Annotated in this window: 16 protein-coding genes; 14 read left to right on the top strand and 2 right to left on the bottom strand. The window is 57.5% G+C overall.

Annotated elements, in window-relative coordinates; all coding sequences use genetic code 11:
* The first annotated feature begins 32 nt into the window (after nt 1–32).
* From ACN08V_RS07015 to ACN08V_RS06980, 8 genes are all read left to right on the top strand, one after another.
* A complete protein-coding gene (locus tag ACN08V_RS07015) occupies nt 33–311 on the top strand; it encodes a YciI family protein (RefSeq protein WP_419105017.1) in 279 nt (92 codons plus the stop codon).
* A gap of 223 nt (nt 312–534) precedes the next feature.
* Nucleotides 535–2,139, top strand: a complete 1,605-nt coding sequence (locus ACN08V_RS07010) for an acyl-CoA carboxylase subunit beta (protein WP_419105016.1) — start codon at nt 535–537, stop codon at nt 2,137–2,139.
* Between the two features lie 14 nt (nt 2,140–2,153).
* On the top strand, nt 2,154–2,471 hold the full coding sequence (locus ACN08V_RS07005; RefSeq protein ID WP_419105015.1) for an acyl-CoA carboxylase subunit epsilon: 318 nt from the start codon (nt 2,154–2,156) through the stop codon (nt 2,469–2,471).
* Between the two features lie 92 nt (nt 2,472–2,563).
* The gene (locus ACN08V_RS07000; protein ID WP_419105014.1) at nt 2,564–4,267 is read left to right on the top strand and encodes a DUF885 domain-containing protein; all 1,704 of its coding nucleotides are present in this window, start codon (nt 2,564–2,566) and stop codon (nt 4,265–4,267) included.
* A gap of 196 nt (nt 4,268–4,463) precedes the next feature.
* Nucleotides 4,464–5,987, top strand: coding sequence for an aldehyde dehydrogenase family protein (locus ACN08V_RS06995; protein WP_419099828.1), 1,524 nt, complete (start codon nt 4,464–4,466; stop codon nt 5,985–5,987).
* Nucleotides 5,988–6,142: 155 nt separating this feature from the next.
* Entirely contained in the window at nt 6,143–6,838 is a 696-nt protein-coding gene (locus tag ACN08V_RS06990; protein WP_419105013.1) for a Maf family protein, read from the top strand.
* Nucleotides 6,839–6,944: 106 nt separating this feature from the next.
* Nucleotides 6,945–8,762, top strand: coding sequence for an acetyl/propionyl/methylcrotonyl-CoA carboxylase subunit alpha (locus tag ACN08V_RS06985; protein ID WP_419105012.1), 1,818 nt, complete (start codon nt 6,945–6,947; stop codon nt 8,760–8,762).
* 199 nt (nt 8,763–8,961) lie between these two features.
* Nucleotides 8,962–10,353: an MFS transporter gene (locus ACN08V_RS06980; RefSeq protein WP_419099831.1), complete on the top strand. Its 1,392-nt coding sequence runs from the start codon at nt 8,962–8,964 to the stop codon at nt 10,351–10,353.
* A gap of 86 nt (nt 10,354–10,439) precedes the next feature.
* On the opposite strand, the gene ACN08V_RS06975 is transcribed toward ACN08V_RS06980, so the two are convergent.
* Nucleotides 10,440–11,855: an NAD(P)H-quinone dehydrogenase gene (locus ACN08V_RS06975; protein ID WP_419105011.1), complete on the bottom strand. Its 1,416-nt coding sequence runs from the start codon at nt 11,853–11,855 to the stop codon at nt 10,440–10,442.
* Between the two features lie 174 nt (nt 11,856–12,029).
* Between ACN08V_RS06975 and ACN08V_RS06970 the strand changes: the two genes are divergently transcribed.
* The 4 genes from ACN08V_RS06970 (at nt 12,030) to ACN08V_RS06955 (ending at nt 15,747) form a co-directional block, all read left to right on the top strand.
* Complete coding sequence (locus tag ACN08V_RS06970) at nt 12,030–12,854, top strand: purine-nucleoside phosphorylase (protein WP_419105088.1); 825 nt, start codon at nt 12,030–12,032, stop codon at nt 12,852–12,854.
* 75 nt (nt 12,855–12,929) lie between these two features.
* Nucleotides 12,930–14,618 carry a phospho-sugar mutase gene (locus tag ACN08V_RS06965; RefSeq protein WP_419105010.1) on the top strand — a complete coding sequence of 563 codons (1,689 nt, stop codon included), beginning with the start codon at nt 12,930–12,932 and terminating at the stop codon, nt 14,616–14,618.
* 22 nt (nt 14,619–14,640) lie between these two features.
* Nucleotides 14,641–15,333 carry a deoxyribose-phosphate aldolase gene (gene deoC / locus ACN08V_RS06960; RefSeq protein WP_419099834.1) on the top strand — a complete coding sequence of 231 codons (693 nt, stop codon included), beginning with the start codon at nt 14,641–14,643 and terminating at the stop codon, nt 15,331–15,333.
* 87 nt (nt 15,334–15,420) lie between these two features.
* Nucleotides 15,421–15,747 (top strand): hypothetical protein, encoded by a 327-nt coding sequence (locus tag ACN08V_RS06955; protein ID WP_419099835.1) that lies wholly within the window; start codon nt 15,421–15,423, stop codon nt 15,745–15,747.
* Nucleotides 15,748–15,834: 87 nt separating this feature from the next.
* Here ACN08V_RS06955 and mfd read toward each other — a convergent pair whose 3' ends face one another.
* Complete coding sequence (gene mfd / locus ACN08V_RS06950) at nt 15,835–19,476, bottom strand: transcription-repair coupling factor (protein WP_419105009.1); 3,642 nt, start codon at nt 19,474–19,476, stop codon at nt 15,835–15,837.
* A gap of 544 nt (nt 19,477–20,020) precedes the next feature.
* Between mfd and ACN08V_RS06945 the strand changes: the two genes are divergently transcribed.
* Both ACN08V_RS06945 and ACN08V_RS06940 read left to right on the top strand, forming a co-directional pair.
* Nucleotides 20,021–20,617, top strand: coding sequence for a hypothetical protein (locus ACN08V_RS06945; RefSeq protein ID WP_419105008.1), 597 nt, complete (start codon nt 20,021–20,023; stop codon nt 20,615–20,617).
* Between the two features lie 5 nt (nt 20,618–20,622).
* Nucleotides 20,623–22,926: fibrinogen-like YCDxxxxGGGW domain-containing protein (locus tag ACN08V_RS06940; protein WP_419105007.1), on the top strand; the 2,304-nt coding region annotated here is incomplete at its 3' end.

The following is a 22,926-nucleotide window of genomic DNA, read 5'->3' as shown; positions in this document are numbered from 1 at the left end:
CTACACCATGCACCCTATGAAAGGCTATTCCCTTGGCAGTTTATGCAGTCCAGTACTCTTACGGTTCCGCCGAAGTTCAGGCTGAGCACCGACCCGTCCACCGTCAATACCTTGCCCAGCTCCATGAGCAGGGCAAGCTCTACGTCTCAGGTCCCTTGGTCGATGATCCCGCCGGCGCTCTGCTGATCTTTGAAGTACAGAACCGCCAAGAGCTCGACCAGCTTGTTGCGGCTGACCCCATGCACTCCGGCGGCGCCGTTACCGGCCACACTGTCCGCGAATGGAACCCTGTCATCGGCAAGCTCGGTTAGTAAATACAGTAAATACTGAGTATCTCCAGGGAGGGGTTAGGGCAGAGCTACGTCTCATGACATAGCCAGATGCTCTAGCCCCGTCTCTTATTTAGAAAAAATGACCTCAAAATCACAAGAATAATTGGGTGGCACAAGCGGCGCAGTCTATAGTTATTAGGAAGGACCCCACCGCCGGTCAGTTCCCATCCGCCCTACCAACCCCCGCGTGAGAAGGCCCAGCATGAGCGAGAACTCCACTTCCGAAGCCCCCGATCTGACCACCACAGCCGGTAAGATTGCGGACTTCTACGCCCGCCGCGAGCAGACCCTAGCCCCTACCGGTCAAGGCCCTATCGACCGCCAGCATGAGCGAGGCAAGCAGACCGCTCGCGAGCGCATCGAGATGCTCCTGGATGAGGGTTCTTTCGTTGAGTTTGATGCTCTAGCCAAGCACCGCGCCACCGCTTTTGGTATGGAGAAGAAGAAGCCACTCGGTGACGGTTTGGTTTCTGGCTATGGCACTATTGACGGGCGACTGGTTGCTGTTTATTCTCAGGACTTCACTGTCTACGGTGGTTCACTGTCGCAGGTCAACGGCGAGAAGATTGTTAAGGTTCAGAAGTTTGCCCTGAAAAATGGTTGCCCCATTATCGGCATTAATGACGGTGGCGGCGCCCGTATTCAGGAGGGCGTGGCTTCGCTGGCTATGTTTGCCGATATCTTCCGCATGAATGTTCGGGCCTCGGGGGTTATCCCCCAGATTTCGGTCATCATGGGTCCCTGCGCTGGCGGTGCGGCTTACTCCCCCGCTCTAACTGATTACATTGTCATGGTAGATAAGACCAGCCACATGTTTATTACCGGCCCCGATGTAATTAAGACTGTGACCGGTGAAGAAGTTGATATGGAGACTCTGGGTGGTGCCCGCCAGCACAATGCTGTCACCGGTACCTCCACTTACCTGGCTGAGGATGAAGAGGACGCCTTTGACTTTGTGCGTGAGCTGGTAGAGTTTCTGCCCTCTAATAATCTCAGCGAGCCTTTCCCGCTGGATCATGACCAGGAGCCGCAGGTTACGGTCGATGACCTTGACCTGGATTTGCTGATTCCCGATTCCGCCAACCAGCCCTACGATATGCGGGCTGTGATTGAGTCGGTCGTTGATGACGGCCACTTCTTTGAATTACAGGCGCTTTATGCCCCCAACCTGATGATTGGCTATGCCCGCCTTGAGGGTAAGACCGTGGGCATTGTGGCTAACCAGCCCATGCAGTTTGCGGGAACCCTCGATATCAATGCTTCGGAGAAGGCCGCTCGCTTTGTGCGTAACTGCGATGCCTTCAACATCCCGATTCTCACTTTTGTTGACGTTCCCGGCTTCCTACCCGGTACCGACCAGGAGTTCAACGGAATCATCCGCCGCGGCGCTAAGCTACTCTACGCTTACGCTGAGGCGACGGTTCCGCTGGTTACCGTCATTACCCGCAAGGCCTACGGCGGTGCCTACATTGTGATGGGTTCCAAGAAGCTGGGCGCTGATATTAACCTGGCCTGGCCCACTGCCCAGATTGGTGTCATGGGTGCCCAGGGTGCCGTTAATATTCTCTACCGCCGTGAGCTGGCTGCCCTTGCCCAAGAAGGTGGCGACATTGAGGCTAAACGGGCTGAGCTGATTCAGAAGTACGAGGAAGAACTGCTTAACCCCTACCAGGCGGCTGAGCTCGGCTTTATTGACGAGGTAATCGCGCCCTCCGAAACCCGCGTCCGTCTTGTAGGCGCCTTGCGTGCTCTGCACGATAAGCGGGCAGCAACCCCCGCCAAGAAGCACGGCAACATTCCCCTGTAAAGGTTTAGGTAGATATGGCAACCGCTAACCCGCTCTCCCTTCTGGGCTTCGGCAAGAAAGAGCCTGCACCCCGTTCTACCCCTGCCAAAGTAGAGCACGATACACCGGGTGCTCTCGAAGAGCCTCCCGCTCTTTTTTCTGTGGTTAAGGGCAACCCAACCGAGGAGGAACTAGCAGCCCTTGCCAGCGTGATTGTCGCAGCTCAGCAGCAGGCTGATGCGCACAAAGAAACCGCGCTGGAGCTGTGGCAACGCCGTCTGAATAAGACCCAACGGCTAGGTGTGAAGCTTCGACCGGGGCCGGGGTCTTGGAGACGGGCGCGGCCCCAGTAGCATCATATGGTGAGGGTAGCTAGCTAAGTTACCTAACCTTTACCTGTGACCGCTCCCATAAAAGCTAGGTCATACTGCCTACAATGGTAGGTATGACTATGCACCCTGAACTTCCTGAAATTTTCCGCACCGAACGCCCGGAAACCCAGATTGACCGGATCGCCAACGCTCACTTTGAGAAACTCCTAGAACTTGATCCTTCCGCCGCAACCATTGAGGGCTATAAGGGCCGGGAAACCGAGTACGCAGACTACTCCCCTGCGGGTATCGAAGAATATGTGGCTACTGTTCGGGCTACCCTTGCCGCACTTGATAGCGCCCAACCAGCAGATGATATTGATCTTGTCACTCTCGATGCTATGCGCGAGCGCCTGGGCCTTGAGATCGAACTGCACGAAGCTGGCCTCGACAGCTGGGAGCTCAACAACATCGCCTGCCCCGTTCAAATAATTCGCGCCACCTTTGACTTGATGAACCGCTCCACTCCCGAGGACTGGGGGCACATCGCAGGGCGTCTGCACAATGTTGCTGCCGCTATTTCTGGTTTTACAGAAACCCTAGAACAGGCTCGTCAGGCAGGTAAGGTCTCTGCTGTTCGCCAGGTCGATACCATTATCGAGCAGGTGGGCGCTTACGTCTCTGAAGGCGGTTTCTTTGATTCGTTGGCTCAGGAAGTCGTGGATGCCTGCCCCGAACACGCTGAGCAGGCCCGGTCCGGAGCAGAATCGGCCAAGGCCGGTTACGGTAAGTTCCTGACCTATTTGAAAGAAACTCTGCGCCCCGAAGCCCCTGAACAGGATGCCGTGGGCCGTGACCGCTACGCCTTGTACTCCCGCAAATTTGTGGGAACCGCCCTGGACCTTGAGGAAACCTACGCCTGGGGTGTGGAAGAACTCGACCGGATTATCGAGGCACAGAAGCAGGTTGCCGAGCAGATCAAACCCGGGGCCAGTATCGAAGAAGCCAAAGCACTTCTTGACGCGGACCCCGAGCGAACTCTCAAGGGAACCGATGCTCTGCAGGCCTGGATGCAGAAACTATCCGACGCCGCAGTCGACTACCTGAGCCGTGAGCACTTCACCATTGAAGGTCCCCTGCGCAAGCTTGAGTGCATGATTGCCCCCACTCAGGAGGGCGGTATCTACTACACCGGACCGTCCGCTGATTTTGAGCGGGCAGGGCGTATGTGGTGGTCTGTTCCTGCGGGCGAGGACACCTTCGGTACCTGGCGTGAGACCTCGACGGTCTACCACGAGGGAGTCCCCGGCCACCACCTACAGGTTGCTTACGCAACCGCTATGGCCGATGCCCTCAACAAGTGGCGTGCCAGTGCCTGCTGGGTCTCCGGTCACGGCGAAGGCTGGGCTCTCTACGCTGAGCGCCTGATGGATGAGCTGGGCTATCTTTCTGATTCCGGTGACCGGATGGGTATGCTCGATGCCCAACGCATGCGCGCGGCACGGGTGGTCTTTGACATTGGTTTGCACTGCCAGTTTGAGATCCCTGAGCGTTGGGTAGCTGAACTCGGTCTTGAACCGGGTATCTGGGATGCGGAGCGCGGCTACGCCTTCCTGGAAGCTAACCTGGATACCTCTGAGGGCCAGCGCCGCTTTGAGTTCCTGCGCTACCTGGGCTGGCCGGGCCAGGCTCCCTCCTACAAGGTAGGTGAGCGTGTCTGGCTCCAGCTCCGGGAGCAGGCACGAGCTGCCGGTATCTCTGACCGAGATTTCCATACCCGCGCCCTCCTTCTGGGCTCAGTAGGGCTTGACACCCTGCGCCGAGCACTAGCAGCCTAAATACAGCTCATATGCCCCGCACTCTTACCGGTGCGGGGCATGTGGCAAGGCCTCCACCGGTTAGGCCGGTGGCCCGCCAGCGCTTTAGACCTGGTTGAGAGGCCTTGACCTCTTCTTTTATAGTCATTGCGGTACTAGACTGTGATTTACCTTACCCATCGTGGGGGTAAATCCTCACCCAGCTCAAAGGAGAGCCATGACTGTCTATGCCGCACCTGGATCCAAGGATTCACTTCTTACTTTTAAGTCCCGCTACGATCACTTCATTGGGGGCCAGTGGGTAGCTCCAACCGGAGGAGACTACTTTGAGGACTACTCCCCGGTCACCGGCAAACCCTTCACCGAGGTTGCCCGAGGAAGCGCTGCGGATATTGATAAAGCCGTCGATGCTGCCGAGAAAGCCTTTATGACCTGGGGCAAGAGCTCACCTACAGAGCGAGCCACCCTCCTGCTCAAGCTGGCGAGCATCATGGAGGATAATCTAGAGAAAATAGCTGTAGCCGAGACCTGGGAGAACGGCAAACCAGTCCGCGAAACCCTTGCCGCGGATATCCCCCTGGCCATCGACCAGCTACGCTACTTCGCCTCGGCAATCCGAACGCAGGAAGGCCGTATCTCCCAGCTGGACGAGGACACCGTTGCCTACCATTTTCATGAGCCCCTGGGAGTCGTAGGGCAAATTATCCCCTGGAACTTCCCCATCCTTATGGCTATTTGGAAGATCGCCCCGGCCCTGGCAACGGGTAACACTATCGTACTCAAGCCGGCCGAGCAGACACCTGCCTCCATCCTCTTTCTCGCGGACCTTTGGAAGGATGTATTACCGGCCGGTGTGCTCAACATTGTTAATGGTTTTGGGGCTGAAGCCGGCGCTGCGCTTTCTGGGCACAAGAGAATCCGCAAAATAGCCTTCACCGGCGAAACCACCACCGGCTCCATCATCATGAAAGCCGCCTCTGAGAACATCATTCCGGTCACCCTTGAGCTGGGTGGTAAGTCACCTAACATCTTCTTTGCCGATGTGGCTAGCCAAGAGGACTCTTTCTACAGCAAGGCCCTGGAGGGGTTTGCCTCCTTCGGCCTTAACCAGGGTGAGGTTTGCACCTGCCCTTCCCGTGCCCTAATTCAGAAGCCCATTTACGATAGCTTTGTGGAAGCTGGAATTGAGCGGGTCAAAGCTATGAAGCAGGGCAACCCCCTCGATACCGAGACTATGGTGGGTGCTCAGGCATCGCGGGAGCAGTGGGATAAGATTACCGGCTACCTGCAGCTGGGTAAAGAGGAAGGCGCGGAGGTCCTCGTCGGTGGCCAGGCCTGTGAACTGAGTGGCGATTTGGCCGGGGGCTGGTATATTCAGCCCACCGTCTTTGCTGGAAATAACGATATGAGGATTTTCCGTGAGGAAATTTTTGGTCCTGTGCTGGCAACCACCAGTTTTACCGATTTTGATGATGCTATTCGCATCGCCAATGACACCGACTACGGTCTGGGCGCGGGGGTTTGGAGCCGAGATCAGTTCACCGCCTACCGTGCTGGGCGTGCGATCCAGGCCGGTCGAGTCTGGGTCAATAACTATCACAACTACCCGGCGCACGCAGCCTTTGGCGGGTACAAGAAATCCGGTATTGGCCGGGAGAACCATCTGATGATGCTTGAACACTACCAGCAGACCAAAAACCTGCTGGTCTCCTACAGCCCTGAGCCGACAGGCCTCTTCTAGGCCCTGGGTGTTCCAGGCCCTGAGCCAGAGCCGAGCAAGAATAACCCCGCCCTTTCTCTCCTCACTCCGAGCTTATTCACCGGGGCTAGGAGAGAAAGAGCGGGGTTTTATGCACTTATCAAAGTCTCTTTCCTACAAGACACTAGACTGGTCATATGCAGACCTCCACCAGCACCGATGACAACGGCCAAGACTCGCCCCGCTTGATTCTGGCTTCAGCCTCCCCAGCTCGCAAAAAACTCCTTGAAGACGCCGGCCTTGAATTCACGATCATGGTCAGTGACGTCGATGAGGACGCCGCCCTAGCGCAAGCACAAAACCAGGCTTACGCGCGGGGGCTGGGGGAGATTACTCCCGCCCAGACAGCCCAGTTACTGGCCAAGGCAAAAGCTCAGGCCGTTGCAGCGCTCCCCGAAACCGCCGGCGCCCTGGTTCTGGGGTGCGATTCCGTCTTCGAGCTTGACGGGCAGGCCTACGGCAAGCCCGGCACCGCTGAGCAAGCCCTTCAACGTATCACCGCAATGAGCGGGCGGAGCGGGCTATTGCATACGGGGCACTGGCTCATCGACAACCGCACAGGCACCCAGCAGAAACAGCCCGAAGCCAGCGAGCTCCGCACCGCAACCGTCCACTTTGACACGCTCAGCCCGGCAGAAGCTGAACGGTATGTAGCCACCGGAGAACCCATCTGGGTGGCAGGTTCCTTCACCATAGACGGCTTCGGCGCCGCCTTTATTCGTGGGATTGAGGGCGAATATCACACCGTCGTAGGACTCTCAATCCATGCCCTGCGTACAATGCTGGGCAGTCTAGGCGTTTCAATCACCGACATTTGGAAAAAATCGCGATAAATTTCAAGATGCGGCTTTTTCTGCTTGCCATCGTAAGCGTGCCTAAAAACCGCCTCACCCGCCAGCGCGCTGCACTAGGCGGGGTAAAACTACCGAGGAGCTGTACGTGACTGAAACCAAGAACCAGGATCAGCAATTTACCCCTGTTGCAGGCCGCCACACCGGCCCCGTCAGTAAGGTACTCATTGCCAACCGTGGTGAGATTGCTGTGCGCGTTATCCGCGCCGCTCAGGACGAGGGAATCGCCACCGTAGCGGTCTACGCTGACCCTGACCGCCAGGCCCAGCACGTCCAGCTTGCCGATGAATCCTATGCCCTGGGCGGCAACACCGCTACCGAGTCCTACCTGGTCATGGACAAACTCCTTGAGGTTGCCCGCCGCTCCGGTGCCGATGCGGTACACCCCGGCTACGGCTTCCTCTCAGAAAACGCCCAGTTCGCCCAGCAGGTCATTGACGCCGGTCTGACCTGGATTGGGCCCTCCCCCGAATCTATTAACCGTCTGGGCGATAAGGTAGCCGCCCGCCATATCGCGGAAAAGGTCGGCGCGCCCCTGGTTCCCGGAACCAAGGACCCGGTCAAGAGCGCCGCTGAGGTCGAGGCTTTTGCCGATGAGTTCGGCCTGCCCGTTGCCATTAAGGCAGCTTTTGGTGGTGGCGGACGCGGTATTAAGGTTGCCCGCGAGCGCCAAGGCATTGGCGAGCTTTACGACTCAGCGGTGCGCGAAGCCCTTGCGGCCTTTGGGCGCGGTGAATGTTTTATCGAGCGTTTCTTGGATTCCCCACGCCATGTGGAAACTCAGTGCCTGGCCGATGCGCACGGCAATGTTGTGGTGGTTTCCACCCGCGACTGTTCACTGCAGCGCCGTAACCAGAAGCTGGTTGAAGAGGCACCTGCTCCTTACCTGACCGATGATCAGAACAAGCGTCTCTACGATGCTTCTAAGGCAATTTTGCGGGAGGCTGGCTACCAGGGCGCGGGTACCTGCGAGTTCTTAGTGGGTACCGACGGTACAATCTCCTTCTTGGAGGTCAACACCCGCCTGCAGGTGGAGCACCCGGTTTCTGAGGAAGTCACCGGTATTGACCTGGTACGTGAGCAGTTCCGGATTGCGCGCGGCGAAGAAATTAGCCCGGTTGACCCCCAGGTGCGGGGCCACTCCTTCGAGTTCCGTATCAACGGTGAGGACGCCGGCCGGAGCTTCATGCCCTCCCCCGGCACTATTGACAGGCTGGTTGTGCCCCAGGGGCCTGGCGTGCGCTGGGATTCCGGGGTCATTGCCGGCGATACCGTCAGTGGCAACTTTGACTCTATGATTGCCAAGCTCATTGTGACCGGTGCTGACCGTGACCAGGCTCTTGCGCGCGCCCGCCGTGCGCTGGGTGAACTGGTGATTGAGGGTATGCCCACGGTCGCCAACTTTCACGCTGCCGTTCTTAATGACCCCGCTTTTGCTCCCGGTGAGGGCGGCACCTTTGCTGTGCACACCCGTTGGATTGAGACCGAATTCAAGAATAATCTGCCCGCCTACGATGGTGCTCTTACCCTGGCCGAGGCTGAGGACGAGCGCCAGAAGATTACCGTTGAGGTCAACGGCAAGCGCATGGAAATTACCATGCCCTCCTTAGCCGGTACCGGTACTAAGCCCGCCTCTGCGGCTAAGGCCCGTAAGTCCCGTTCGGCTCGTGGCGGCGCAAGCGGCCCGGCCAATAGCAATGAGCTGACCAGTCCCATGCAGGGCACTATCGTCAAGGTGGCGGTCAAGGACGGCACTAAGGTCGCTGAGGGTGATCTGATTGTTGTTCTTGAAGCCATGAAGATGGAACAGCCCATTACGGCGCACAAGGCAGGTAAGGTAACCGGTCTCAAACTCAAAGCAGGCGATACCGTTTCTGCTGGGGCCCTTGTTGCAACCATCAAATAGGTAGCCTGCCCTAGGTTTATGCCGGGGCATGCCCGCTGCCTGATACCCGCCCAAGGGCTATCTGGTAGGTAGGGTATGCCCCTGTCTATTTGCCACCAGTGAATAGCGCTCTCAGAATATGAAACACAAGTTTCAGAATGAGAACCGGAGTCTTACATTAAAACCGTAGGCATACACCCATATACCCCGAGAGAAAACCATGTCCACCTCCACTAGGCCTCGTAGAGACTCCGCAGATATCACGGTGCCCCGCAGTCGGGTCATTCTGGCCTCGCTGATTGGTACCACCATTGAGTTCTATGACTTCTACATCTATGCCACCGCAGCTGTAGCTGTCTTCCCCGCACTCTTCTTCACCGGCAACGATGACACCGCCAAGCTACTAGCTTCTATGGCAACTTTTGGTGCCGCCTTTATTGCCCGTCCAATTGGCTCTGTCGTCTTCGGTCACTTCGGCGACAAGGTAGGCCGCAAGGCCACCCTGGTGGGCGCGCTACTGACCATGGGTATCGCAACCTTCCTGATCGGTCTGCTCCCCACCTACTACCAGATTGGCCTGTGGGCCCCTACTCTGCTAACTATCCTGCGCTTCTGCCAGGGCCTGGGCCTGGGCGGTGAATGGTCAGGTGCGGCCCTGCTGGCCACCGAGTACGCCCAAGAAGGTAAGCGTGCACGCGCAGCTATGTGGCCCCAGCTTGGGGCACCGTTTGGCTTTATTCTGGCTAACGGTTTCATGCTGCTTCTTACCCTGTCGATGGGTTTCACCTCCCTAGCGGCCGGTGACAGTCTGAACCACGACTTCCTGGTCTGGGGCTGGCGTATCCCCTTCATAGCTTCTATCATCATGGTGGCGGTTGGGCTCTACGTGCGTTTCAAACTGGAGGAAACCCCGATCTTTAAGCAGGCACTAGAGCAGGAACAGAAGGTTAAGACCCCTCTGGCTGAAGCTTTCCGTGTTGCCAGGTGGCCCATGATTCAGGGGACTTTCATTATGCTGGCTACCTACGTTCTCTTCTACCTGATGACCGCCTGGATCCTCTCCTTCGGTATCGGCAAGATCGAAGACGGCGGCCTGGGCATTGCCTATCGCACCTTCCTGGTTATCCAGATCATCACCATTCTCTTCTTTGCCGCAATGGTTCCTGTATCGGGCTGGCTGGCAGATAAGTATGGCCGCCGCTCCTCCCAGCTGGTGATTACCGCTTTCATCATGATCTTCGGTATGTCTTTCGGCTTCCTGATGGACCCTGCCAGTGTTGGTACCGGGTCCAACGCTAACATTGGGCGTATTATCCTCTTCATGGCCATCGGAATGACCCTGATGGGCCTGACCTTTGGTTCCATGTCGGCCTACCTGCCCGAGCTTTTCCCCACCAACGTTCGCTATACCGCTAGCGGTATCAGCTACAACGTGGCCTCCATCCTGGGCGCGGCGCTAACCCCCTACGCAGCGGTTTGGCTCAACGCCCACGGCGGCGTTGGCGCAGTGGGGCTTTACCTGGCCGGTGCAAGCTTGCTCACCCTAATCTTTATGGCTATTACCCATGAGACCAGGGACGTTAACCTAACTACCATGGAGCGAACCCAGTAGGTTCTATAAAAATCCAGCATCACAGAGCGCCGCCGGTCTTTCCCACACTGGAAGACCGGCGGCGCTTTTGGTATATCTATGGGTTTTTATTTGGTGTGAAGCTGACGGGCGGCTTCTGAGATAGAGCCGGTCAAGGAGGGGTAGACCGTGAAACACTCGGCAATATCATCGACGTGCAACTTCTTATCCACAGCCAAGGACAGCGGGAAGATGAGCTCCGAGGCTCGCGGACCAACCACAACACCACCGATCACGGTGCCCGAATGTTTGCGAGCAAAAATCTTGATGAAGCCATCCTCAACAGCCATCATCTTGGCACGCGGGTTAGTGGCCAACGGTAGCATGACCATATCGGCCTGGTACTTGCCCTGCTCGATTTCGCGCTGGCTGACGCCAACAGTGGCGATCTCGGGGGCGGTGAAGATATTAGCCGCTACCTGATGGGTTCGCAAGGGCTTAACGGTGTCCCCCATCATATGAGACACAGCTACTCGGCCCTGCATAGCCGCAACTGATGCCAGCGGGTAAACACCTGTGCAGTCACCGGCGGCGTAGATATTGGAGATATTGGTACGAGAGACGCGGTCCACGTTGATGTGCCCGGTCTCGTTGACCTCAACCCCTGCCTGAGCCAGGCCCAGGTCCTCTGTATTGGGGATCGAGCCCACGGCGATCAAAACGTGGGAACCAGAGACCTTACGCCCGTCCCCCAGGGTTACGATAACGCCGTCCCCCGCCTCGTTGTAGCAGGCGGCGTCGGCCCGCGAACGCGGCATAACTCGGACGCCGCGGCGTTCAAAAACATTTTCAAGAACGGTTGCGGCGTCTTGGTCTTCGCCGGGAAGAACCTGGTCACGCGAGGAGATCAGTGTAACCGATGAGCCCAGGCCCTTGTAGGCTGAAGCGAACTCAGCACCGGTGACACCAGAGCCAACAACGATTAGCTCTTCGGGGAGCTTTTCAAGCTGGTAAAGCTGGGTCCAGTTAAGGATTCGCTTACCATCTGGCTGGGCAGTGGGTAGCTCACGGGGGTGAGTTCCTACTGCAAGGAGGATAAAATCTGCTGCAAGCTCATAGACCAGGCCGGTCTTGTCGGTGACTTCAATGGTGTGCTTGTCAACGAGCTTACCCCTCCCATGGATAATCTTGACCCCACTACGTTCCAGGGTTCGTTTGATGTCCTGGGACTGCTGGTGGGCCAGAGCAAGTAGCCGCTCATTGACCTTTGCCAGGTCAACCGAGATAGGGGGCGGAGAGTCGTCCTCCCCCACCGAGATAGCTAGTTCTTGGGCCTTACCGAAGCGGTTGCGAGCATCTGCGCTTGCAATCAGTGTTTTGGATGGCACAACGTCGGTAAGAACGGCCGAACCGCCCATACCTTTGTCTTCAATCAGTGTTACATCGGCACCGTGGCTTGCGGCTACCAGGGCAGCCTCGTAACCACCGGGGCCTCCACCAAGAATGACGAGTTTGTGTGATGCGTAGTCTGTTTTTAGAGTCACACCTTATATTGTGTCCTACATCGCAGGAACCCTCAACTTAAGAGGTGCAGGCGGTTGCGGTAGCCCGCTGAGTGTTCACTGCTTACCGGGTAAGGCTACTTCTTTTGTGCTCGCAGATATAGGTGGGTGGCGGGCGGGTTTGGTACCGTAGATAGGGTGTTGAATGATTCAAATATTTCCTCCGTATCCACCGCTGACCCCTCGCACCCGGCGCTTGTTCGCGCCCGCGAAGCAGCTGACTTTATTGCCGAGAAAACCGGTGTAGAAAAGCATGATCTGGCACTGACGCTCGGGTCAGGCTGGGCTCAAGCCGCCTCCCTGATTGGTGAGGCAACCCACGTCCTCTCCGCCGATGAGGTTCCGGGCTTTCACAAGGCCGCCGTGGTTGGCCACCCCGGGACCATTACCTCAATTTTGACCCCCGGCGGTCAACGTGCCCTGGTCATCGGTGCCCGCACCCACTACTACGAGGGGCGCGGTGTTGAAGCCGTGGTCCATGGTGTTCGTACCGCTGCTGCAACCGGTGCCCGGACCATGATTCTGACCAACGGCTGCGGTGGCCTCAATCCGGCCTACTCAGCCGGTGAGCCTGTGCTGATTGCCGATCACATCAACTTCACCTCAGCGTCTCCACTCACCGGTGCCCACTTTGTTGATTTGACCGACCTATACTCACCGCGTATCCGCGACCTGGCAAAAGGTATTGACCCCAGCCTGCAAGAAGGCGTCTACATGCAGTTCCCTGGCCCCCACTACGAGACTCCTTCCGAAGTTGGCATGGCCGGTGTCCTAGGTGCTGATCTGGTGGGTATGTCCACCGCTCTTGAAGCCATTGCCGCCCGCGCCGCAGGCCTTGAAGTCTTTGGTATCTCACTGGTTACCAATCTGGCCGCAGGTATCCAGGAGACCCCTCTGAGCCACGCTGAGGTTATTGAGGCTGGCCAGGCCGCTGGCCCCCGCATCTCGCGCCTGCTGGCAGATATTATTGCGGCCCTCTAAACCCGGGCTTATCCCATCACCGGCCCCGGCATACTTTCTGCCGGGGCTTGACACCTCTCACCTTGGAGAACACACATGACCCCAGATATTAACCAGCTTCTTGAGCAAGCCCGCGCCTGGGTAGCTCTTGACCCCGACGCGGAGACCAAAAGCCAGCTTGAGGGCATCATTGCGCAGGTAGAGGCCGGCAGCCAAGATGCTGCCGCTGACCTGGCAGACCGCTTTAGCGGGACTCTACAGTTCGGTACCGCTGGTCTACGTGCTGAGCTGGGGGCAGGTCCCATGCGTATGAACCGTGTGGTTGTTCAGCGGGCTGCCCAGGGGCTAGCTAACTACGCGGTAGCACGAGCACGGGCGGAGGGCTGGGAGAAGATTTCGGCCGTCGTGGGCTTTGATGCCCGTAAGAACTCCGATATCTTTGCCACCGATACCGCCGCTATCTTCACCGCCGCAGGCATCGAGACCCACCTCATGCCCAGCGCCCTGCCCACCCCTGTTACAGCCTGGGCCACCCGCGAATACGGGGCAGAAATAGGGGTCATGGTCACGGCTTCCCACAACCCGCCCAACGATAACGGCTATAAGGTCTACCTCGGTGGGGCCGCCGTTGAACCCGGTGCGCGCGGTGCCCAGATTATTCCGCCCTATGACGGTGATATTGCCGCCTCCATCGCGGCGGTTGAAGCCCCTGTGCTGGCTGCTGAGGGCTGGAATGTACTCCCCGCAAGCCTTGCCACCGACTACATCAACAGGGTCACTCCCCTGGTGGAAACCAAAGAACGGGACCTCAAGATTGTTCTGACCCCCATGCACGGCGTGGGCGGCAAGACCGCTCTTGCTGTGCTGAACCAGGCCGGTTTTAAGAATGTCACTCTGGTCCCTGAGCAGGCTGACCCGGACCCTAACTTCTCGACCGTGGCCTTCCCCAACCCAGAAGAGCCCGGCGCCCTGGACCTAGCGATGGCCCTTGCCCAGCACATTGATGCCGACCTGATTATCGCTAACGACCCAGACGCTGACCGCGCCGCCTTTGCCATCAGGCAAGAGGGCACCTGGCGTATGCTCCGCGGGGACGAAACAGGCACTATTTTGGCCTCTCGTCTGCTGGCTCAGCTGACCAATCCGGCACAGGCAACCTTTGCTAACTCGATTGTCTCCTCCCGCCAGATGGGCGCCCTGGCCCGCGCCGCGGGAGTCAAGCACGTTGAAACCCTCACCGGCTTCAAGTGGATTGCCCGTGTTGAGGACCTAACCTTTGGCTACGAAGAAGCCCTGGGCTACTGCGTCGATCATGCCCAGGTCCGCGATAAGGACGGCATCTCTGCCGCCCTGGTCATGGCCGACTACGCCCAGGAACTCAAGGATGCTGCTTCTTCTTTCCCCGCGCTTCTCGATGAGATCGCCCGTGAACACGGTGTCTACGCTACCGACCAGCTTTCGGTGCGCGTTGATGATTTAGCCCAAATTCCGGCCATGATGAAGCGCCTGCGCACCGCGCCTCCTCAGGACTTGGCAGGTTCGCCGGTGACTGTCAGTGATGACCTGACCCAGGGTAGCGAGGCTCTGCCCCCGACCGACGGCATGCGCTTCTATACCGAAGACTCATCGCGCGTCATTGTGCGCCCCTCTGGCACCGAGCCCAAGCTCAAGTGCTACCTTGAAGTCCGTGTGCCCGTTACCGAATCCGTAGCAGAGGCCCGTTCGATAGCCGCAGACCGGCTTGCCCGCATTACCGAAGATATGAAAATCGCGCTGGGCCTCTAAGCCCACGTTGCAAGGAGAAACCATGACTCTTGAACTTACCCAGGCCGAGCTGGCCGCCATGATTGACCACACCATTTTGGCTCCCAGCGCCTCCGAAGAGGACGTCCGCCGGCTCTGTTCCGAAGCCAAGCGCTACGGCTTCGCCAGCGTCTGCGCTAACCCCGTTTGGGCACCGGTCCTGGCTGAAGAGCTAGCCGGCTCTCAGTCCCTTCCCTGCGTTGTAGTGGGCTTCCCCTTCGGCGCTTCCGCCACCGTGGTTAAGGCTTTTGAGGCTAAAACCGCAGTTGAGGCAGGTGCCGCTGAGGTAGATATGGTCATCAACATTGCCGATGCCAAGGCCGGCAAGAAGGAGGCCCTGGTTGCAGATATTAAGGCTGTAGCCGATGCCGTCCACGCAGGTGGCGCCCAGCTTAAGGTCATCATTGAAACCTCTGAGCTCACCGATGAGCAGAAGGTTCTGGCTTGCCAGGCTTCTGTTGAGGCAGGTGCTGACTTTGTGAAGACCTCCACCGGCTACTCAGCGTCGGGTGCCACCCTTGAAGACATTGCCCTCATGCGCAAGACCGTTGGCCCCGACCTGGGTGTTAAGGCTTCTGGCGGTGTGCGCACCCGCCAAGATGCGCTGGCCATGATTGAGGCTGGCGCTACCCGTATCGGTGCTTCTCAGGGTATCGCTATCATTGAAGCGGGGCAGGAAACACCTGGGGCCTACTAAAAGCGCGGGGCCCCGTAGGGGTGCAAACCTCTAGCTGAACACCTATACTATCTATAAAAGCACACACATCCCACTAAAGGATTTCTCATGGATAATGCCACTGAGCAGCAAGAAGCCGAGAAGCGGTCCAACGTTGAATCGTTGGGCCTGGAATCTGGTAATCGCAAGCGGAGCGGCGCCCCCCAGTACTCCGGCACCAAGGAGCTTGGCTCAAACATCGCCCTTTTTGTTCTCTGCTTTGTTATGCTCTTGGGCTGCCTTTATACCCTGGGCATGTACCCCGAGGGCGGCTGGGTCTGGTGGATGGTTGCCGTTATTCTCTACGGTGTAACCTTCATGGTTCCGCTTTGGATTCTTCCCTCTAAGACCAATGAGCGCGTGCACACCGGCGGTAGCGACCTCTTCCTTAAGTAGGTTCGGCTAGCACAAGGCAAGGCAAAAGGGGCTGGCCCACCGTCATGGTGGGCCAGCCCCTTTTATTACAGCTGCCCCAGCTAGGGGTTAAGCCGTACCTGCCTCAAAGATGGCGTGGATAAACTGCTCAGTCCACTCCACGATGGCTTCATCTACCAGGTCTTTGCCACCAAGCCGGGCTGTCTTGGGGCGGGGAACAAGAATCTGCCAGTTCTCTGTACCGGGAATCTGCCGGTAGGTTGAGCCGGGGTACATACGCTCTAGGCGCATCTGGCGGGACTCTGGCAGGTCATTGACCGGGAAAAACCGTATCTTGGGTCCCATAGCGACGATTTCCTCCAGACCCACAGCCCGAGCACGGTGGCGTAGAGAGGCAACTTTAAAGAGATTCTCCACGGGGGCCGGGGGCTGGCCGTAACGGTCAATGAGTTCTTCCCGGGCTTCGCCCAGTTCCTCAGCGGTCTGAGCCTGAGCAATCTGACGGTAGGCAGAAAGACGCAGGCGTTCGGAGGAAACGTAGTCGTGGGGCATGTGAGCGTTGACGGGTAGGTCCACCTTGATGTCGGCGGGTGTTTCTTCTTTATCTCCGTGTTGGAAGGAGGCTACGGCCTCCCCCACCAGGCGCAGGTAGAGGTCAAAGCCAACACCTGCAATATGCCCTGACTGTTCACCACCGAGCAGGTTACCAGCCCCGCGAATCTCAAGGTCTTTCATGGCAAGGCGCATACCCGCGCCCAGCTCGTTATGGGTAGCAACAGCTTTAAGGCGCTCATGGGCGACCTCGCTCAGCATCTTCTCTACCGGGTAGAGGAAGTAGGCGTAGGCGCGTTCGCGGCCACGGCCTACACGCCCGCGCAACTGGTGAAGCTGGGACAACCCGTAGTTCTGGGCTTGGTCCACAATCAGGGTATTGGCGTTGGAGATATCCAGGCCGGTCTCCACAATGGTAGTTGAGACGAGCACATCGAACTTCTTTTCCCAGAAGTCCACAATGATTTTTTCCAGCCGGGACTCGCTCATGCGCCCGTGCGCAACGGCAATACGGGCTTCGGGCACCAGTTTCTGAATCTCGTTGGCAGTTTCTTCGATAGTGGCGACCCGGTTATGGACCACAAAGACCTGGCCTTCGCGCATGAGCTCCCGGCGGATAGCGGCGGTTACCTGTTGATCGGTCTTGGGGCCAACAAAGGTGAGAACCGGGTGGCGTTCCTCAGGCGGGGTGGCCAGGGTGGAGGTCTCCCGGATACCGGTCAGTGACATCTCCAGAGTGCGAGGAATGGGGGTGGCACTCATGGCTAGCACGTCCACGTTGGTACGCATGGTTTTGAGCTTTTCCTTATGCTCCACTCCGAAGCGCTGTTCCTCGTCAATAATAACCAGGCCCAGGTCCTTCCATTCGATGGACTCGGACAGAATCCGGTGGGTGCCCACCACAAGATCGACGGAGCCGTGCTTGATTCCCTCGATGGTTTCGGCAGATTCTTTAGCTTTTTGGAAGCGGGAGAGCACCTTGATAGAGACGGGGAAGCCGGAGAAGCGCTCGGTGAAAGTCTCGTAGTGTTGCTGGGCCAGCAAGGTGGTGGGGACCAGAACTGCCACCTGCTTGCCATCTTGAACGGCTTTGAAGGCGGCACGCACAGCGATTTCGGTCTTGCCGTAGCCCACATCCCCCGAGATCAGGCGGTCCATGGGGATTTCTTTCTCCATGTCGGCCTTGACCTCGTTGATAGCCGAGAGCTGGTCGGGTGTCTCGTTATAGGGGAAGGCTTCTTCCAGTTCACTCTGCCAGGGGGTGTCGGGCCCAAAGGCATGACCGCGCGAGGCCTGGCGGGCAGAATACAGTTTAATGAGATCAGCGGCGATTTCCTTGACCGCTTTGCGGGCCTTTGACTTAGTCTTGGCCCAGTCGGAACCGCCCATTTTAGAGAGTACCGGAGCGTCACCGCCCACATAGTTAGAGACCTGGTCCAGCTGGTCGCTGGGCACAAAGAGCCTGTCCTTGGGGCCACCCCGCTTAGAGGGGGCATACTCCAGTACCAGGTACTCTTTCATAGGCTTGGGCTGGCCCGGGGTGACTGTGGCCCCGGCAATGGGGCGCTGAATCAGCTCCACGAACTGACCGATACCGTGTTGTTCATGCACTACGTAGTCCCCCGCACTCAAAGACATGGGATCTACCGCGTTCTTTCGGCGGCGCACCGGTAGCTTGCCACTGCGCAAATCGCGGGTAGCGTAGGGGCTGGTACGGCCCAAGATATCCGCCTCGGTGAGCAGACCGAGCCGCTCGGTGTCCATCATGAAGCCGCGCCCCATGCTAGCGGTTGTCATCTCGATCAGGCCGGGCTCGGGTGGATTGGTCAGGTCTTGGACGCGTGATGCCGGAATCTCAGCCTGCTGGAAGAGGTCGAGTAAGCGGGCTAGCGGGCCGGGGCCGTCCGTCACGACGGTGATCCGCCAGCCGGCCTTAATCTTCTTACCGACCTCGGTGAGCAGTTCGTTGACGTTGCCCGCGTAGGTGTGCGGGGCACGTGCAGCAAGCTGAACGGAGTCAATGCCGTCATCGACCGCATCATCTACACCCAGTGCAGTCATGGCCCACCAGCCAAAGCCTCGGGCAAGGGCTTCATCACGGATTGAGGCAACGGTCCTGAATCCACCTTGGCTCAGCTCCTGGGGGCTGCGGTCAGTCAGGTCAATAGGAGCCTGGGAGGTTTCGGTAGCTGAGTCCCAGGCAGCAAGGAGGAACTCTTCGTTGGTTGCTACCAGGTCGTGGGCTCGCGAGCGCACCCGCTCAGGTTCGAAAACAAGGGGCAGGGAGCCAGCAGGCAGGTGATCGAGCAGGGTCACCATGTCGTCAACCAGTAAGGGGATGAGGGACTCCATACCCTCTACGTAAATACCGCCTGCAATTTTTTCAAGCATGGCGGCTGCCCCCGGGAAATCGGCTTTGAGACGGGCTGCTTTGCTCATAACCGCCGGGGTTATAAGCAGTTCACGGCAGGGTGGTGCCACAAGTTCTTGGGGGTGCTCCTGTCCGGGGAGGGTTCGTTGGTCAGCTATCGAGAAGTAACGGATGCTCTCCACTTCATCGCCGAAGAATTCGACGCGTACGGGATGGGCGGCAGTAGGGGAAAAGATGTCGATGATTCCGCCTCGAACAGCGAACTCTCCTCGCTTAGAGACTAAGTCAACCCGTGAATAGGCGGCGTTTGCCAGGGTTTTGATGAGCTCATCGAAGTCTTGTTCTTGGCCTAGCTTGAGATAAACCGGGCGCATCTTTTCAAGACCAGCAACCAGCGGCTGGAGGACCGAGCGAATGGGTGCCACCACGATACGGGGGGCCTGAGGGCCTCCTTGATCGAGCGCACGCAAAACGGAGAGCCTTTGCCCTACGGTATCGCTTCGGGGTGAGAGCCGTTCATGGGGCAGGGTTTCCCATGCAGGAAAGAGCTGGACTGCCCCGGGCTCTACCAGAGCGCCAAGAGCTGTTGCGGTGTCTTCAGCTTCTCGATCGGTGGCTGTAATTGCGAGCAGGACAGGCTGAGTAGCTTCTGGTGCGGAGGCACTCAGTTGGTCAGCCAAACCCGCTAGCACAAAGGGGCGGGCTCCATCGGGAGCACCGATGATGAACTCATCAACACGTGATGATGGGCTTGCAAAAGCCTGATTGCTAATAGCCCGATAACTCGGTTCCTGGCTCAGGGCGGCGGTGATACCACGCAATGACATGTTCGCTCCATCGATCAGACCTCTAGTGCAGCCCCCATTATCCCATAGGCGGCCCCCTGCCAAGGTAGGGTGATGTGGGCCATTGAAGGGGTCTCAGCAGGCAGTAACTCTTGCCCCCACATTTGGGGATTTTATCCCCAGCATTGACATACTTTAGATAGATTCCCTGGTGAGGAATTTATTGCCTTGTCCCCACAAGTTACTACCAAGTAACCTGATTTTTTACAGGGGTTATACCGATAAAATTGAAGTATCTAGCTCACCTCCGGTTTCCTATAAATCTTCTCGCACAAGTCCCGGGGGCGCTAGCTTATTTCGCACCATCTTAAGGGACTACATGAACACATTAGGGACCTCTCTATCCTTTTTCCCCGCTATATCTCCCTTTCGGACTATAGCCCTCACCGCATCATTAGCAGCCAGTTTGGGATTGACGGCCTGCGGGTCAATGACCACCCCTGAAACTTCAGGCAGCAGTTCAGCTACGGCATCTGCCACCAAGGCCTCAGGAAATGCTACAAGCGCACCCGGGAGCGCTTCTGCTTTGGCACAGCCATCTGCTAGCTCAAATAGCTCGGAAGATGCTCTGCCCGAAAATAACCAGGCAGCAAGTGCTCTAGCCCAGGCCACTGAAGCGAAGTCGGATGCAGACGAGGTAAAGAAAACCGAAGAGCTCTACAACCAGGTTGAGGAGACTCTCTCCAAGGTCCCGCCCCTTGATGTGTCAGGAGCAGAAGAGCTCTCTCCCGAGGGTTCAACCGCACAGGACGACAAGGCCCTGGCCGAGCCTAGCTCCTATGTCTCTCCTGAAACCATGTCGCAGCTAGAAACCATCACCACCGGTAGCGCCCTCGACCAGTACATTGCCACTGCCACCGAATACGCAATGAGTGGCTGGCATGTAGAAGGTAGCTCCAAGGTCATCGGTACACCCAAAATTGCCGACGGCGAATATCAGGGCCAGAAAGCAAAGATTCTCGAAGTCTGCCTTGATTCATCCCAAGTCAAAGTATTTGACTCCTCCGGAAACCTCATGAACTCGGCCCAGGCCACACGCTCCCTGAACATCTTTACCCTGATCGAAGACAAAGGGACTTGGAAAATAGCCTCCCAAGATTTCCCCAATAACGCAGATTGCTAACAGACATGAAAAAACCATCACTCATCACCAAGATCTCAGTAGGAGCTCTTGCCTTAGGCCTAGGTGTCTCCCTACTCCCCGGAGCAACAGCCACCAATGATTTTGCCCCTAACGGCCTGTCTTCGGAAACCGCCGCTGCCTCCTGCTGGGAGGTCAAACAAAACGACCCCACAGCAAAGTCAGGAACCTACTGGCTCTATACCCCCTCCATGGACGCCCCAGAAAAATTTTACTGTGACCAGGAAACAGACGGCGGCGGCTGGGTTCTCATCGGCCGAGGACGAGAAGGCTGGGCTGAGGACTACTACGGTCGCGGCGATGCCTCTGAGCTCTATACTCAGCCTGAAGGCTCAACTGCCTTCACCCCCGTCCAGCTCTCATCAGAAAAAGTGGATCAACTTCTCAATGGACAAAGAGTTGATTCTTTACAGGATGGAATCCGCTTCCGTCGCGCAGCAGACATGAATGGTCGTAGCTGGCAGAATACCTACGCCAAACGATCACAGACAGAAAAGTGGAGTTGGGCCCTACGCGCCACAGCCAACTGGTCAGACATTCGTTTTGAGAATCCCCCCTTCACCAGTTCTAACTACAGCACACCTGCCTCACTAGGTAGCGTAGGCAGTTGGGGTTCTTTCAACACTCTTGATTTCACCACCTCTAAAACCTATGGGTGGAAGAATGGTTTTGCCTACAAGGCCGGTGTGTGGGGTAGCTCATCAGCCACCTCCTACCTCTGGTCACCGAGCTACGGCACCCCGCCCATAGCCTTCACCCAGGTCTTTATCCGCCCCCGAATTACTCAGAACACGGCGGGTTTTAAGGCCATCGGTGATAGCGGATTACCCGCTGAGACCAACCGTCAACTGCCCAACAGCTACACGGCTTCTATGCGTTGGCGAACCTCCGAAGACTCAGGAACCGGTGTTGTCTCTGAACTCAACACCCGAGTCCAGGCCATTGCTCAGGTCGGCAACACTGTCTTTACCGGAGGGGACTTCAAGAATGTTGTCAGCGCCAACGGCGAAACCGTTAACCAGGCTTTCATCGCGGGCTACGACGTCAACACAGCCGAATTAGTCCGCACCTTCACCCCCACCTTCAACGGGCAAATCAAGTCTTTGGCGGCCCTACCCAATAACCTGCTGGCCGTAGGTGGCGAGTTCAGCCGAGTCAACGGAAAACCAGCCAACGGGTTTGTCATTTTAGACCCGGTTACAGGTCAAACAGATACCTCCCTAGACTGGGATATTGAAAATAGGCTGGCCTCCGGAGTTCCCGTAGTCAAAACCATTGAAGTTCACGGCGATTATGTTTACATCGGTGGTTCTTTCACTCACGTCAAGGGTGCCAACCGCCTCAGCTACGCATATTCTCGTAACGCCGCCAGGTTCTCCTTGAGCGACGGGACAGTTGATATTAGCTGGCGCCCTGCCACTAACGGCACCGTTAACGGCATCTCAGCCAGCGATGACGGGGTAGCCCTTGCTGGCTACTTCACCACAGTCAGCGGCCAGCCCTCTCGAAAGCTGGCCTACCTAAAAACCACCGAGGGCACCCTGGCTAAAAGCTGGAATTGGGCCTTGTCCCACCGGGCAGATAACCCCTACCCCAGCGACGGCTTCCAGTTTGATGTTCAGGATGTAGGGGACTCCATCTGGGCCGGTGGTGCTGAGCACCTCATTGCCCAATACGATAAGTCCGATCTTTCTCGACGCTCATCCTCTATCGCCAAAAAGGGTGGAGACTTCCAAGATCTGAGCTTTGACCCGCAGGCTAACGTTATCTACGGCTCCTGTCACTGTGGTGACTGGATTTATCAGGGAGGCCAGCAGTACAGCACCCCTTGGGAAACCTCCTCTAATATCCACCGGATCCGGCTAATCGCCGCCTTTGATGCCCAGTCTGGTCACCTGCTACCAGAGTTCGCACCCGATCTTGCCGGGGCAAGAGGGTATGGCGTTTGGGCCTCCTTCCTCGATTCCACCGGTGTCCTATGGGTGGGTGGGGATATCACCCGTTCCCGAGGCGCAAACGGTACCCAAGCAACGGTGGGCTTCGCTCGCTTTACTCCCCAGGATGTTACTGCAGCTGCTGCACCTAGCAACCTGCAGGTCACCTCAGACGGAACTAACGACCAGCTCACCTGGGACAGCAACACTGCTGGCCGCACCGATTACCAGGTACTGCGCAACGATCGCGTGATTGCTACAGTCACTAAGGGCACCTCCTACTCGGTTGCTCACACAGATGATGCTCGCTACTTTGTACGCTCAGTCGATAACGTAGGCAACTACTCTGAGACAACC

Source organism: Rothia sp. P5766 (genome assembly GCF_048513555.1).
Lineage (GTDB): Bacteria > Actinomycetota > Actinomycetes > Actinomycetales > Micrococcaceae > Rothia.
This window is presented reverse-complemented; position numbering and strand designations above follow the sequence as displayed.

Coding starts and splice junctions, on each gene's coding strand:
- ACN08V_RS06995 (WP_419099828.1), top strand. CDS start 4,464: ATGACTGTCTATGCCGCACCTGGATCCAAGGATTCACTTCTTACTTTT.
- ACN08V_RS07010 (WP_419105016.1), top strand. CDS start 535: ATGAGCGAGAACTCCACTTCCGAAGCCCCCGATCTGACCACCACAGCC.
- deoC (WP_419099834.1), top strand. CDS start 14,641: ATGACTCTTGAACTTACCCAGGCCGAGCTGGCCGCCATGATTGACCAC.
- ACN08V_RS06980 (WP_419099831.1), top strand. CDS start 8,962: ATGTCCACCTCCACTAGGCCTCGTAGAGACTCCGCAGATATCACGGTG.
- ACN08V_RS07005 (WP_419105015.1), top strand. CDS start 2,154: ATGGCAACCGCTAACCCGCTCTCCCTTCTGGGCTTCGGCAAGAAAGAG.
- ACN08V_RS06955 (WP_419099835.1), top strand. CDS start 15,421: ATGGATAATGCCACTGAGCAGCAAGAAGCCGAGAAGCGGTCCAACGTT.
- mfd (WP_419105009.1), bottom strand. CDS start 19,476: ATGTCATTGCGTGGTATCACCGCCGCCCTGAGCCAGGAACCGAGTTAT.
- ACN08V_RS07000 (WP_419105014.1), top strand. CDS start 2,564: ATGACTATGCACCCTGAACTTCCTGAAATTTTCCGCACCGAACGCCCG.
- ACN08V_RS06965 (WP_419105010.1), top strand. CDS start 12,930: ATGACCCCAGATATTAACCAGCTTCTTGAGCAAGCCCGCGCCTGGGTA.
- ACN08V_RS06990 (WP_419105013.1), top strand. CDS start 6,143: ATGCAGACCTCCACCAGCACCGATGACAACGGCCAAGACTCGCCCCGC.